Origin of the sequence: Actinomycetospora sp. NBRC 106375, assembly GCF_030269665.1 — a bacterium.
In the GTDB taxonomy this organism is placed as follows: Bacteria; Actinomycetota; Actinomycetes; order Mycobacteriales; family Pseudonocardiaceae; genus Actinomycetospora.
Window position 1 is genome coordinate 35,012 of record NZ_BSTS01000002.1, and the last position, 13,631, is coordinate 48,642.

General features: G+C 76.9%; 11 protein-coding genes. 8 read left to right on the forward strand and 3 right to left on the reverse strand.

The genetic code is table 11. The features are described 5' to 3' along the window. The first annotated feature begins 98 nt into the window (after positions 1–98). A complete protein-coding gene (locus QSK03_RS33090; RefSeq protein ID WP_352231938.1) occupies positions 99–1,340 on the forward strand; it encodes a M23 family metallopeptidase in 1,242 nt (413 codons plus the stop codon). A gap of 349 nt (positions 1,341–1,689) precedes the next feature. Beyond that, positions 1,690–1,980, forward strand: a complete 291-nt coding sequence (locus QSK03_RS03640; RefSeq protein ID WP_285648625.1) for a hypothetical protein — start codon at positions 1,690–1,692, stop codon at positions 1,978–1,980. Here the strand turns inward: QSK03_RS03640 and pcrA are convergent. Beyond that, positions 1,967–4,276, reverse strand: coding sequence for a DNA helicase PcrA (gene pcrA, locus QSK03_RS03645; protein WP_285649213.1), 2,310 nt, complete (start codon positions 4,274–4,276; stop codon positions 1,967–1,969). The two genes, QSK03_RS03640 and pcrA, sit on opposite strands and share 14 nt — an antisense overlap. A gap of 521 nt (positions 4,277–4,797) precedes the next feature. Between pcrA and QSK03_RS03650 the strand changes: the two genes are divergently transcribed. From QSK03_RS03650 to QSK03_RS33095, 4 genes are all read left to right on the forward strand, one after another. Then, positions 4,798–5,154: a chorismate mutase gene (locus tag QSK03_RS03650; protein ID WP_285648626.1), complete on the forward strand. Its 357-nt coding sequence runs from the start codon at positions 4,798–4,800 to the stop codon at positions 5,152–5,154. A gap of 94 nt (positions 5,155–5,248) precedes the next feature. Further along, the gene (locus QSK03_RS03655) at positions 5,249–5,566 is read left to right on the forward strand and encodes a hypothetical protein (protein WP_285648627.1); all 318 of its coding nucleotides are present in this window, start codon (positions 5,249–5,251) and stop codon (positions 5,564–5,566) included. A gap of 250 nt (positions 5,567–5,816) precedes the next feature. After that, a complete protein-coding gene (locus QSK03_RS03660) occupies positions 5,817–8,006 on the forward strand; it encodes a hypothetical protein (protein WP_285648628.1) in 2,190 nt (729 codons plus the stop codon). Positions 8,007–8,099: 93 nt separating this feature from the next. Beyond that, complete coding sequence (locus QSK03_RS33095; RefSeq protein WP_352231939.1) at positions 8,100–9,839, forward strand: serine/threonine-protein kinase; 1,740 nt, start codon at positions 8,100–8,102, stop codon at positions 9,837–9,839. Positions 9,840–9,862: 23 nt separating this feature from the next. Here QSK03_RS33095 and QSK03_RS03670 read toward each other — a convergent pair whose 3' ends face one another. Beyond that, positions 9,863–10,549, reverse strand: a complete 687-nt coding sequence (locus QSK03_RS03670; RefSeq protein ID WP_285648629.1) for a response regulator — start codon at positions 10,547–10,549, stop codon at positions 9,863–9,865. Next, positions 10,546–11,913 (reverse strand): ATP-binding protein, encoded by a 1,368-nt coding sequence (locus tag QSK03_RS03675; RefSeq protein WP_285648630.1) that lies wholly within the window; start codon positions 11,911–11,913, stop codon positions 10,546–10,548. The genes QSK03_RS03670 and QSK03_RS03675 overlap by 4 nt, the downstream gene beginning before the upstream one ends. Positions 11,914–12,079: 166 nt before the next feature. On the opposite strand from QSK03_RS03675, the gene QSK03_RS03680 reads away from it, so the two are divergent. Together QSK03_RS03680 and QSK03_RS03685 are read left to right on the forward strand one after the other, a co-directional pair. After that, on the forward strand, positions 12,080–13,297 hold the full coding sequence (locus tag QSK03_RS03680; RefSeq protein ID WP_285648631.1) for a PspC domain-containing protein: 1,218 nt from the start codon (positions 12,080–12,082) through the stop codon (positions 13,295–13,297). Continuing rightward, positions 13,290–13,574, forward strand: coding sequence for a hypothetical protein (locus QSK03_RS03685; protein WP_285648632.1), 285 nt, complete (start codon positions 13,290–13,292; stop codon positions 13,572–13,574). Before QSK03_RS03680 ends, QSK03_RS03685 begins: the two co-directional genes overlap by 8 nt. The last annotated feature ends 57 nt before the right edge of the window (positions 13,575–13,631 follow it).

Below are 13,631 nucleotides of genomic sequence, written 5' to 3' on the forward strand. Positions count from 1 at the left end.
TCAGGTCACGAACGGCATACGGAACGACCCCGACGTTCCGCACAGGGCTCCCCACCCTCATCGCCGCCGGACCGGCCCCGACAGCGGGAAGGATGGTCTTGGCGAACAGCTCCCCACGCCCGCCGTCCGCGCCCCTCTTCGGTCCCTTCGGTCTCACACCCGCGCTCGCGGGCGGTCCGTCGGGTCCGCGTTTCCCTGATCTCTCCGGCCTCACCGAAGGCCTCCCCGGCCTCGGTGCCCGCGGCGGGCGCCGCGGGGGCGACGCCGCCGGCCTGGTCACCGGCCCCGACCGCGCGCCGGGTCCCCTGCCCGCGCGCCCCGTGGGCGTCCGTCCCGGCCCGGCACCGGCACCGCCCGGTCCCGCCCGGCCGCCGCGACGTGACCCGGGGACCGGCCCGCACACCGGCCCGCACACCGGCCCGCACACCGGCCCGTACGCCGTCCCGCAGCACGACACCCTGCGCGAGCTGCCCCGCGAGCACCGCCGGCCCGCGCCGCAGCGCCGCCCGTCCGGCCCGGACCTGGACACCGGTCGTGGCCGGCGGCCCGCGCCGCCCACCGAGCGTGGCGGCTCGCCGCTGCGGGGGCGCCTCGCCGTCGCCGCGGTCGCCGCCGGTGCGCTGGCGACCGCCGGGCACAGCCTCGCCGGGCTCGACGCCCTCGGCGACGCGCCCACCACCGCCGAGCTGGCCCTCGCCGCCGACCGGGGCGCCGACACCGGTTCCGACGCGGGCTCGGGTTCCTCGGGCTCCTCGGCCACCGGGCTGGACGCGGCCACGTCGGGCGTCCTGCCCGTCACCTCCCCCGCCGCCGGCAGCACCTCGACGTCGCGCACCGACACCGGGTCGTCGTTCGCCGCGAGCGGGCAGGTCTCCTCGCTGAGCAAGGCCAGCGAGCGCGCGGCCGCGGCCGCACAGGCCGCCGCCGAGGCCGCCCGCCCCGACTTCGTCAAGCCGGCCGAGGGCCGCTTCACCTCCGGGTTCGGCGCCCGCTGGGGCTCGTCGCACCGCGGCGTCGACATCGCCGGCCCGATCGGCACCCCGATCGTCTCCGTCGGCGACGGCACCGTCATCGAGTCCGGCCCGGCGAGCGGCTTCGGCCAGTGGGTCCGCGTGCAGCTCGACGACGGCACGATCAACGTCTACGGCCACGTGAACCGCTCCTACGTCCGCGAGGGCCAGCAGGTCCGGGCGGGCGAGGAGATCGCCGAGATCGGCAACCGCGGCCAGTCCACCGGCCCGCACCTGCACTTCGAGGTGTGGACCGAGGGCGGTCAGAAGATCAACCCGCTGCCGTGGCTCGCGGAACGCGGCATCTCGCTGGGATCACCGAGGGACTAGTCCGCTCCCCGCAGGACGGCCAGGGCCCCGGAGCGCGCGCTCCGGGGCCCTCGTCGCATCCGGGGGCCCGGCGTCGGGGAACGAACGGCGCTCTCGCTGCGTCCGAAGCAGCGAACGCGCCGGTCGTGTCGCGGGGGCGCGTGCGTTCGGACCTCCCGGTGCGGGCGTTCGGCCGCCGGCCGCGCGCTCGAGCGGCTCGGTGCGGAGATCACGAGCACGTCATCCACCTCGAGGTGCCCCCGCACGTGCACCACGCGCTCCTGATCACGGCACCGGGGCGCGTGGGGCTCGCGCGGGCCCTCGCGCACCCGCGACTCGCGCCCACCACCCCGCGAGCGGCACCTTGCGCATGATCACCGGGCCTGGCGGCCTGCCGAACGTGCCCCTCGCACCCCGCGCCCCCACCCGCGACCTCGCGAGCAGCACGCTGGGCATGATCACCGGGCTCGCCGACCTGCCGAACGTGCCCCTCGCACCACGCGCCCCCACCCGCGACCTCGCGAGCAGCACGCTGCGCATGATCACCGGGCTCGCCGACCCGCCGACCGTGCCCCTCGCACCCCCGCGCCGCGCCCACCGTGGGCGCGCGTCAGCGACCAGAAGTGCGTGCGGGCCGGGGCAGGGTGCTACAGCTTCGTGAGCGGCACGCCGCCGATGAGCATGAGGCGCACGGTGCCCGCGGAGCCGAAGTCGATGGTGGCCGTGGCGCGGGAGCCGACGCCGTCGACCGAGGTGACGGTGCCCAGGCCGTACTTGTCGTGGCTGACGCGGTCGCCGACGTCGAGCGAGATCGTCGGCGCCTCCTTCCAGTCCGGCCGCATGGGCGACGGGCGGGAGGCGCGCCCGGAGAGGTCGGTGCCCGGGCTGGCCCAGCGGCCCGAGCCGAAGCGGGTGCGCCCCACCGGCGAGGACCGCTCGGCGGTGGGCTCCTCGCGGCGCCACTCCCACACGTCGCCGGGGACCTCGTCGAGGAACCGCGACGGCGGGTTGGCCTGGGGCTGCCCGTACGCCGAGCGCATCACCGCCCGCGAGAGGTAGAGCCGCTTCTGCGCCCGGGTGATGCCGACGTAGGCGAGCCGGCGCTCCTCGGAGAGCTCGGCGGGGTCGGCGAGGGCGCGCGAGTGCGGGAAGACGCCGTCCTCCCACCCGGTGGCGAACACGACCGGGAACTCGAGGCCCTTGGCGGTGTGGAGCGTCATGAGCGTGACGACGCCGTCGCCGCCGTCGGGGATCGAGTCGGCGTCGGCCACCAGCGACACGCGCTCGAGGAACGCCTCGAGCGAGCCCGGCAGCGGCTGGCCGTCGGTGCCGGCGGCGGGGGCCTCGTCGTCGGTCTCCTCCACGCCCTCGGCGTTGCGGGCGTCCTGCACGAACTCGCGCGCGACGCTGACGAGCTCCTGGAGGTTCTCCAGGCGCGACTGCTCCTGCGGGTCCTCCGAGCCCTCGAGCTCGGCGCGGTAGCCCGAGCGGTCGAGGATCGCCTCGAGGACCTCGTCGACCGTGACGCCGTCGGCCACCAGCGACGCGAGCCCGTCCATCATCTCGACGAAGTCGGCGATGTTGCGCTGCGAGCGCGTCGCGAGGCCGTGGACCTCGCCGGCCGCGGCCCGGCGCAGCGCCGCGGCGAACGTGATGCGCTCGCGGTCGGCGGCGTCGGCGACGACGGACTCCGCGCGGTCGCCGATGCCGCGCTTGGGCACGTTGAGGATGCGCCGCAGCGAGACGGTGTCCTCGGGGTTGGAGAGCACCTTGAGGTAGGCCATCGCGTCGCGGACCTCGCGGCGCTCGTAGAAGCGCACGCCGCCGACGATCTTGTACGGCAGCCCGAGGCGGATGAAGACGTCCTCGAAGACGCGCGACTGGCCGTTGGTGCGGTAGAAGACGGCGACCTCGCCGAAGCGGACCTCGCCCGCGTCGACCAGCCGGTCGATCTCGGCGGCGACGAACGCGGCCTCGTCGTGCTCGTTGTCCGCGACGTAGCCGACCACCAGCTCGCCGTCGCCCGCGTCGGTCCACAGCCGCTTGTCGCGACGGTCCGGGTTGCGGCTGATGACGGCGTTCGCGGCGGTGAGGATGCGCTGGGTGGAGCGGTAGTTCTGCTCGAGCAGGATCGTGCGCGCCTCGGGGTAGTCGCGCTCGAACTCGACGATGTTGCGGATGGTGGCGCCGCGGAACGCGTAGATCGACTGGTCGGCGTCGCCGACGACGCACAGCTCCGCGGGCTTGACCGCACCGTCGTCGCTGCCCGCCGCCAGCGCGCGGACCAGCATGTACTGGGCGTGGTTGGTGTCCTGGTACTCGTCGACCAGGATGTGCCGGAACCGGCGCCGGTAGTACTCCGCGACGTCGGGGAAGCGGGTGAGCAGGTCGACCGTCCGGCCGATGAGGTCGTCGAAGTCCAGCGAGTTCGACTGCTGCAGCCGCTGCTGGTAGACGGTGTAGACCTCGGCGGTGCGCTTCTCCGCCTCGGTGGCGGCGGCGTCGGCGGCCTCGATCGGGCCGACCAGTTCGTTCTTCCACGCCGAGATGCGCGCGAGCAGCCCGCGCGGCGAGTACTTCTTCGCGTCGAGGTCGAGCCCGCGGGCCACCGACGCGACCAGGCGCCGGGAGTCGTCGGCGTCGTAGATCGAGAACGTCGAGCTGAGCTCGAGGTGGCGGTACTCCCGGCGCAGGATGCGAACGCACATGGAGTGGAACGTCGACACCCACATCGCGTTGGCCCGGCGCCCGACCAGCGCGGCGACGCGCTCGCGCATCTCGGCGGCCGCCTTGTTGGTGAACGTGATGGCCATGACCTGGCCCGGCGACACGCCCTGGTGGCGCATCTGCCAGGCGATCCGGTGGGTGAGCACCCGCGTCTTGCCCGAGCCGGCGCCGGCGACGATGAGCAGCGGCGACCCGGTGTGCATCACCGCCTCGCGCTGCGGCGGGTTCATGCCCTCGAGCAGCGGATCGGCCGCCGGATCGGGACGGTCGGAGCCGCGGCGCACGGCACCGCCCGCGGCGGCGTCGCCCCCACCCGCGGCGGCCGCGGCGAGCCGGCGGGAGAGCGCGGAGGCGGCCGAGCGCACCGGCGCGCCCGACCCGGCGTCCGGCCCAGGGTCGGACGCGGCGGGACGGGTGGCGGGACCGGTGCTCATCGCCGACCCACGCTACCGGGGCCCTCCGACAGCGCCCGACGGAACGGCCGGACACGCACCCGGCGGCCGCCGGCGGGACGCACCCGCGCGAGCGGTTGGCGGCACGGGAGCGCGATGGCATGATGACCGCCGTGCACGCGCAGACCGTTCGATTTTTCTACGGGTACCGGACCCCGGTGCCCGTGGACATCTGACGCGCCTGCCGCGCCCGACCCACGCCGCCCCGGAGTCCACGGACCCCGGGGCGTTCTCGTGTCCGGGGTCCCGTGGGCCGCCGACCCACCGCACCACCCCGACACACCCTGGAGGCCGATCCCGTGAGTGCCGCGACCAGCGACTCCCCCGACACCACCACCCCGGACGGGGACGCCGAGCCCGCGTCGGGCGCGGCGCTCGCCCCGGCGAGCGCCGACGAGATCCCCTCGCTGCGCGAGGAGATCGACGCGATCGACGCGGAGCTCCTGCGCCTGGTGAAGCGCCGCTCCGAGATCTCCCAGCGCATCGGGCTCACCCGCATGGCGGCCGGCGGGCCGCGGATCGTCTACAACCGCGAGATGCAGGTGCTCGCGCGCTTCCGTGACCTGGGCGCCGAGGGCCGCGAGCTCGGCATGCTGCTGCTGCGCCTCGGGCGTGGCCGGCTGGGCGGCCGCGGCTCGGCGGGCCCGAACGGCTAGCACCGCGGGCCGCCCCGGACCCTGATCCGACACCCTGGGCAATCCCGGGGTGCGGCGAGCGCCCACCACACGCCGGTGGTGGCACGCTGGTGTCATGGGAACGGTCATCGACCTGATCGCCACGATCGTCACCGTGCTGGGACTGCTGGCCGCGGTGGGCTACGGCGGCTACCTCTTCATGATCTCGTCGGTGGCCTCCAAGCGCCCGGGCGCGAACCACCTCGCGGCCGACGCCCGCAAGCGCCTCCCGGCGGCGGGTGGTCTGGCACTCGGCGCACTCGTCGCACTACTCCTGACGGGTGGCGGTGTCCCCCTCGACGTCATCGGGCTGCTCGTCGGCGGAGGCGTGGGACTGGCGGCGGTCAACCAGCTCCAGGGAGCCCGCAAGCGGCTCGCCGCCCCGCCACAGTAGCCGAGCGGCAGATCTCCCGCGCCTGGCGGTGCATGACGCGCCGCTGCCCCGATTGCGCATCGTCAGCGTCCGGTCGGCCCTGGTCACCCGCCCGCTGGGCGCCGGGGCCCGAACGGTGGCCTGCACACCCCGGACGGCCCCTCCCCGTGCGGGTGACGTCCGAGTAGCCATATCCCTACGCAAAGTGGGCGGTGCGTCCTCGACCCGGTGACTCCGGGCGGGGCGGGCTCTCGGACGAGGAGTGGGGGACATGGGCGACGGCCAGGGACGACACGTGTGGTTCGACGAGCCGGCAGAAGCCACCGGCTCACTGATCGCTCCCCCGACCGTGCCCCCACCCGCCGCGCCCGAGGACGACGGGCCGCAGCCCGGCGCGGACGGCCGGGTGGACCTCGTGCCGGTGCCGCGGCGGCCCGTCGACGACCTGCCGCCCGTGCCGCAGCAGGAGGCGTCCCGCCACACCGACGGCATCCCGGTCGGCGACATCCTCTCGCGCCTGACGGGCCCGCAGCCGGCGGTCGAGGCGGCGACCGACGATCCGGCCGACGGCCCGGCCGGTGACGCCGGGGAGGAGCCGGGGGCCACCGGGGAGTCCGAGCTCGCCGACGCCCTCGCGTTCGCCGAGGCCCTCGAGGCCGCGGAGGCCCGCGAGGAGAGCGACCGTCGCGACCGGGCCGCCATCGCCGCCGCGGTCCGCGCCCGCCGGGCCGTCGACGCCGCCGCCGTCGAGGACGCCGGCCACGGTGCGCCCGCCGTCCACAGCGACGACCCGCGGGCCGTGCCCGCGTTGCGGCCGGTGCCCACGCCCGGGCGGTCCGCGCGCCGGCGCACCAACGTGTTCCGCCACGGCCGCGGCCGGGCGCTCGGCGCGAGCACGAGCGTGCTCCTCGTGGCGGGCGCCGTGGCGAGCGTGGTCGGGGCCCCGCTGCCCGGCGGTCCCGTCGACCAGCTGCCCTGGCCGCAGTCGCCGACGGACGCCCCGCCGCAGGCCGGCGGCGCGCCCGGTGCCCCCGGCGTGCCGGGCGCGCCCGGTGTCGTGGGCGCCGACGGCCTCCCCCTCGGCGGGGGCGTGGACCTCGTCGCGAACGTCAGCGACCTCGGACTCGGGCTCGGCGCCCCCGGCGGCAACGCCGTCGCCGGCGGTGGCCTGGCCGGGCTGCGCGGTCCTGTCACGGGCTCCCCGGCGGGCGCGACGCCCGGCGGCGCCGCCGCGACCCCGGGTGGCGGCGCCCCGGGCGGCGCGTCCGGGGGCGGCGGCATCGTCGGCGGCGTCATCGGCGGTGGCGGCATCGTCGGTGGCGGCGGCACGGTCGGCGGCGGCGGCGCTCCGGCGGGCGGCGGCACCGTCGGGGGCGTGATCGGCGGCGTCGGCGGCGCGGTCGGGGGCGTGGTCGGGGGCGTGGTCGGTGGCGTCGGCGACACCGTGGGCGGCACCGTCGGCGGGACCGGCACCGCCGTCGGGGGCCTCGTGATCGGCGTCGGCGCGACGGTCGGCGACACCGTGGGCACCGTCGGGACCGGCGTCAGCGGCACCGTGGGCACGGTCGGCACCTCGCTCGGCGACACGGTGGGCGCGGTCGGTACGACCGCCGGCGACACCGTGGGCGGCCTGGGCGGCACCGTCGGCACCACCGTCGGCGGGCTCGGCTCGACGGTCGGCGGCACCGTCAGCGGCGTGACCGGCGGCGTCGGCGGCGCGGTCGGTGGCCCCGTGGGCGGCCTCGTCGGCGGCCTCGGGACCACCGTGGACACCACCGTCAGCGGCGTGACCGGCGGGCTGGGCACCACGGTCGGCGGACTCACCGGCACCGTCGGCACCACCGTCGGCGGGGTCAGCACCGCCACCGGGGGCACCGTCGGCGGCCTCACCACCGCGGTCGGCGACACCGTCGGCGGGGTCAGCACCGCCACCGGGGACACCGTGACCGGGGTCAGCGCCGCGGCGGGCACCACGGTCGGCGAGGTCGGGACGACCGCGGGCGGCGCCGTGAGCGGCCTGAGCTCCACCGCGGGGAACACCGTCACCGGCCTCACCGGGACCGTCGGCGGGGTCGTCGACGGCCTCACCGGCAGCTCCGCGAGCGGGTCCACGGGTGACACCGCGAGCGACACCTCCGACGGCGCGACCGCGTCCTCGAGCGACGAAGAGTCCGACGACGCGTCCGGCGCTGGGTCCGGCGAGGAGTCCGGCGAGGAGTCCGGCGAGGAGTCCGGTGGCTCCTCCGACGACGCGACCGATCAGGTCAGCTCGGCCGCCGCGTCGACGAGCGACGCGGTCGAGGACACGACCGAGACCGTCAGCGACACCGCCGACGACGCCGGCGAGGCGGTCGGCGACACGACCGACGAGGTCAGCTCGGTCGCGGACGACGCGGGCGACGCCGTCGAGAGCACCACAGACGGCGTCGGCGACACCGTCGGCGGGCTGCTGGGCGGGTGACGGGAGCGTCGCGGGCGGCCGGCGGGCGCGTGGTCGTCACCCGGTCGGGACCTCTACTGTGACCCCTGTGGACACGTGGACGCGGAGCAGCCGGTGAGCTCTCCGCGCGTGGTCGCCGGGCGCTACCGCCTCGAGGAGCGCATCGGCTCGGGGGCCATGGGCGTCGTCTGGCGCGGCACGGACGAGCGGCTGGGACGGGTCGTCGCGGTCAAGCAGGTCTTCCTCCACGCCGGGCTCGACGACCGCGAGGCCGAGGAGGTCCGCCAGCGCACCCTGCGCGAGGGCCGCATCGCCGCGCGTCTCCAGCACCCGCACGCCATCTCGGTGTTCGACGCCTCCATCGAGGGCGACGAGCCGTGGCTGGTCATGGAGTACCTGCCCTCGCGCAGCCTCGCGAACGTCCTCGGCGAGCAGGGCACGCTCGAGCCCCGCACGGTCGCGCGGATCGGGCGCCAGGTCGCCGACGCCCTCGACGCCGCGCACCAGGCGGGCATCGTGCACCGCGACGTCAAGCCCGGGAACGTGCTGCTCGGCGCGGACGGGACCGTCAAGATCACCGACTTCGGGATCTCCCGCGCGAGCGGCGACCTGACGCTGACCCGCACGGGGATGCTCGCCGGCACCCCCGCCTACCTCGCCCCCGAGGTCGCCCGCGGCGACGACTCGACGTCCGCGTCCGACGTCTTCTCCCTGGGCGCGACGCTCTACGCCGCCGTCGAGGGCATCCCGCCGTTCGGGGCCGACGACAACGCGCTGGCGCTGCTGCACTCGGTCGCGGCCGGCAAGGTCGTCCCGCCGTCCCAGGCCGGGCCGCTCACCGCGCTGCTCATGCGGCTGCTGCGCGACGACCCCGGCGAGCGGCCGACCGCCATCGAGGCCCGCCAGGAGCTCGGGCGCATCGCCCACGCGGGGGGTCGCGCCGAGGAGCCGCTGGCCGATCTCGTGCCGCTCGGTGGTCCGGCGTCGTCGGGTGGTGCGCCGCCGGTCCCCGAGGCCCGCTCGTCGTCGGACCCGCGGGCGTTCGGCGCGGCCGGTGGCGGCGCCCTCGGCAACGGGGGCGCGTCGGGTCCCGCGCCGGCGGGGCCGCCGACCCGGCAGGGGATGCCGCCGCCCGACCCCGCGCCGGCACGTCGCCGCCCGCGCCGTCGCCCGACGGTCGCCGTCGTGGTGGTCGTCCTGCTCGTCGCGCTGGCCGCCGGCGGGGTCGTCGGCGTCAGCCTGCTGGCGTCGCCGACGTCGGACCCGACGGGCGCGACCGTCGGCGCCGCCCCGAGGGGAGAGCCCGCGGACCCCCGGGCCGCGATGGTGTCGGCCGTCCGCGACTACTACGGGATCGTCACCCGCGACCAGGCCGCCGGCTGGGCCCGCCTCGGCCCGAACCTGCAGGGCCGCAACAACAGCTTCGCGAACTACCAGTCGTTCTGGTCGACGATCTCGTCGGTGACGGTCGTCGACGCCACCGCGGTCGACGCGGACACCGTGCGCGCCACGCTCGACTTCTTCCCCGAGGGCCGCGAGCGCACCCGCGAGGTGCACGAGCTCGGCATGGTCCGCGGCGCCGACGGGAGCTGGCTCATCGACGCCGACGAGAGCGTCGACGCGTCCAGCCCGCGCGCCGCGGCGACCGGCCTGAGCCTCGACACCCCGGTCGCGGAGGCGCAGACGACGGGGACCCCGACGTCGTCGGCCTCGCCCTCGCCCGCGCACGGGGAGGACCACGCCGCGGGCGACGACCACTCCGGGCGGGGTGGCCACGGCGACGACCACGGCGGTCACCGCGACGGCGGGTCCGGCGCGGACGACTCCGGCGACGACAGCGGCGACGACGGCTGACGTCGGCTGACGACGCCGGCGGGTCAGACCAACCGGCGGTCGGAGGCCCAGCGCGACAGCTCGTGGCGGTTCGACGACTGTGTCTTGCGCAGCACGCTCGACACGTGGGTCTCGACCGTCTTGACCGAGATGACGAGCTCGGCGGCGATCTCCTTGTACGACCACCCCCGCGCGAGCAGGCGCAGGACGTCGCGCTCGCGGCGGGTGAGCTGGTCCAGCTCCGGGTCGACGACGCCGGCGGCGCCGGGCCGGTCGGCGAACGCGTCGAGCACGAACCCGGCCAGGCGCGGGGAGAACACCGCGTCGCCGGCGCGCACGCGCACGACGGCGTCGGCGAGGTCGCGACCCGAGATCGTCTTCGTGACGTAGCCGCGGGCCCCGGCACGGATCACGGAGATCACGTCCTCGGCGGCGTCGGACACCGAGAGGGCGAGGAACACGACGTCCGGGTGGTCGGGACGGGTCCGCGCGAGCACCGCCGCGCCCCCGCCGTCGGGCATGTGGACGTCGAGGAGCACCACGTCGGGCCTGCGGTGCCCGATGACGGCGACCGCCTCGTCCACCGAGCCGGCCTCGCCGACCACGCTCACGGTGCGCCGGGCGAGTGACTCGAGCTCGGCGCGGACCCCGCGCCGGAAGAGCGCGTGGTCGTCGACGACCACCACGGTGACCGGCTCCGGCGGGGTCCCCGCGGACATCGGCTCGCTCATCGCGCCTCCTCCTCGCTGGCAACGGGGCTGGCAACACCGGTCGCACCGCGACGGCGCGGCAGGACCAGGCCGACCTCGGTGCCCTCCCCGGAGGTCGAGCGCAGCCGCACCCGGCCGCCGTGGCGGGTCATGCGGTCGCGGACGGAGCCCGCGAGGCCGCGCCGGTCATCGGGCACGGCATCGGGGTCGAACCCGCAGCCGCGGTCGCGCACGTAGATCTCGACGACGTCGGACTCCACCTCGGCGTAGACGTCGATCTCATCGACGCCGGCGTGCTTCGCGGCGTTGACCATCGCCTCGCGGGCGGCGGCGACCAGCGCGGTGGTGTCCGGGTCGAGCGCCGCGTCGCCGACGACCACCGGCGCGACGCGCACCCCGTAGTCGTCCTCGACCTCGCCCGCGGTCGAGGCCAGCGCGGCGGCGAGGGTCGCGTCGCCCGGGCCGGCGGGGTGCCCCGCGTCGCCGCCGGGCGGGCCGTAGAGCCACGCCCGCAGCTCGCGCTCCTGGCTGCGCGCGAGGCGCCGCACGTCCCGCCCCGCGCCGTCCTCGCCGGCCTGCTTCTGGATCAGCGCCAGGGTCTGGAGCACGGAGTCGTGGAGGTGGGCGGCGATGTCGGCGCGCTCCTGCTCCCGGATGCGCTCGCGGCGCTCGGCGCCGAGCTCGCGCACCAGGTGCATCCACCACGGCACGGTCAGCACCGCGACGCCGGCGAGCGTCGCCAGCGCCGCGAGCAGGCCGAACTGCACCTGCGAGAGGTCGACGTTGCCGAGCAGGAACGCCGCGATGCCCAGCGCGACGAGGATCGCCCCGGCGAGCAGCCGCAGCAGGCCCAGCCGGCGCCCGGCGAGCCAGCGCGACCGCCACCCCGTGTCGCCCGCGGGCCGCGCGGATCCGGTGTCGGCCTCGCGCCAGACGAGGGCGACCCCGACCAGCACCACGCCGAGCGGCCCGACGACCCAGCCCGAGAGCTGGCCGCCCAGTCCAGAGAGCACCACGGCGAGGAGCACCCCGAGCGTCGCCAGCCCCAGGCCCTGGCGGCGCTCGCGGGGCGGCACGCGGCGCTCGACGCCGCGAGGCTCGATCGGGCAGAAGAGCCACAGCCCGGCGTAGACCGCGAAGCCCGCCCCCGCCGCGGCGACGAGCAGCACGAACACGAGGCGCACGCGCAGGATGTCGACACCGAGGTGGTCGGCGACCCCGCCGGTGACGCCGGCGATCACCGAGCCCTGCCGCCGGCGGCGGATGCGGCGCACGACGACCGGCGGGGGCTCCGCGACGGGGTCCTCCGAGGTCGCCGGCGCCTCCGGGGTCTCCGCCCCGGACGCCGCGCGCGTCACCTCGTCCACCTCGTGCACCTCGCTCACACGGCCATCGTCACACGTCGCCCACCCGCGCGGGCCCGGAGCGACCCGGGTGGTCCTCGGGGTCGTCCCGGGGTCGGGACCGGGGTGGCTCCCGGAGGTCCGGGGCCTCGACGTCGCGGAGTGTTCGTGGCACCGAACAGGACGCAGGCCGAGGAGGATGAGGACGATGAGCAGTCCGGGGCAGGGGTCGCGGGCGCCGGCGGGGGCCGACGTCGGCGCGACCCTGCGGGAGATGTGGGCGACGCGCCCCGCCCGCCTCAAGGAGGACCGCAAGATCGCGGGTGTGGCCGCGGCGATCGCGCGGCGCTACGCGATCGACCCGACGCTGGTGCGCGTCGCGTTCGTCGTGTCCCTGTTCTACGGGGTCGGGCTGCTGGTGTACGTCGCCGGCATCCTCGTGCTCCCACGGGTCGACGAGCGCGGGCGGCGCGAGACGCCGGTGTGGGCGATCGTGCTGGGCAGCCTGCTGGGGATCGCGGCGGTCGCGTCGGCGTTCTCCGGTGACCTCGGCACGGTGATCGGGGTCGTCGCGGCGGTCGGGCTGCTCTACGCGCTGCACCGCAGCCGCGGGCACCTGCGCGACCCGCAGCGCCCGACCGCGCTCGCCGAGGGCACGGCCGACACGCCCGCGGCCGGCGACGACACCCGGAAGCCCCCGTCGTGGGACCCGCTGGGCGCCGCACCCTTCGCCTGGGACCTGCCCGAGCCCGCGGAGCCCCCGGCACCGAAGCCGCCGCGCTCCCGGCTCGCCCCGGTGACCCTGGGCGTCGCCCTGCTCGCGGCGGGCGCCGTGGTGGGTCTCGGCCTGCTCGGCCTCGTCCCGCTGGGGGCGACGCCGGCGATCGCCACCGCGCTCGCGGTGGTCGGCGCGGGCCTCGTGGTCGGCGCGTTCCTCCACCGGGGCCGCAGCCTCGTCGTCGCGGCGGTGCCCCTGGCGCTCGTGCTGGTGGCGGCCGCGAACGGCGGGCCCGGCGACCGCGGCGTGCCGCCGTGGATGGACGGGACCTTCGGCGACGACGCCCGCCCGGGCACCGTGCAGACCCTCGGGGACGCGGACTGGCGCCCCGCGGCGAACCAGATCGCCCCGGCCTACGAGACGGCCTACGGCGACGCGCGCCTCGACCTGCGTGACGTCCCCGCCGGCGTGCCGCCGGTGCGCACCCAGGTGCAGAGCGGCGCCGGCGACGTCAGCGTCGTCGTGCCCGCGACCGCCGACGTCACGGCGACGTGCACGTCCGGCGGCGGCGACGTCGACTGCCTGGGCCGGGGCGAGAGCGCCGGCGACACCACGGTGGTCGACCTCGGACCCGACGGGCCGGGTGGCCCGGTGATCAACCTGCAGGCCCTCAGCGGCGGCGGAGACGTGGAGGTGCGCCGTGGATGAGCGCTCACCCGAACAGCCCTACACGATCCACGAGGACGTCGACACCGTCGGCACGGTGGACACCGCCGGGGGCTCCGGCGAGGACGAGACCGCGCCGGCCCGCCGGCCGGGGCCCGACCCCCTGGGTCTCGTCGCCGGGCTGGCCGCGATCGTCGTCGCCGTCCTGGCCCTGACCAGCACGCTCGCGGCCGTCGACCCGCGCTGGGTCCTCGCCCTCGGCGCGGTCGGGGTGGGGCTCGTGGTCGTCGTCGCGACGGTGCGCCGCCGCCGGGACTGACCCGCACGCACGAGGGCCGGTACCGCTCACCCGAGCGGCACCGGCCCTTGTCGTGCG

Bases quoted from the DNA above. Each gene is read 5' to 3' on its own strand.
- QSK03_RS03640 (WP_285648625.1), top strand. From the start codon at position 1,690: ATGATCACCGGGCCTGGCGGCCTGCCGAACGTGCCCCTCGCACCCCGC.
- pcrA (WP_285649213.1), bottom strand. From the start codon at position 4,276: ATGAACCCGCCGCAGCGCGAGGCGGTGATGCACACCGGGTCGCCGCTG.
- QSK03_RS03655 (WP_285648627.1), top strand. From the start codon at position 5,249: ATGGGAACGGTCATCGACCTGATCGCCACGATCGTCACCGTGCTGGGA.
- QSK03_RS03660 (WP_285648628.1), top strand. From the start codon at position 5,817: ATGGGCGACGGCCAGGGACGACACGTGTGGTTCGACGAGCCGGCAGAA.
- QSK03_RS03670 (WP_285648629.1), bottom strand. From the start codon at position 10,549: ATGAGCGAGCCGATGTCCGCGGGGACCCCGCCGGAGCCGGTCACCGTG.
- QSK03_RS03680 (WP_285648631.1), top strand. From the start codon at position 12,080: ATGAGCAGTCCGGGGCAGGGGTCGCGGGCGCCGGCGGGGGCCGACGTC.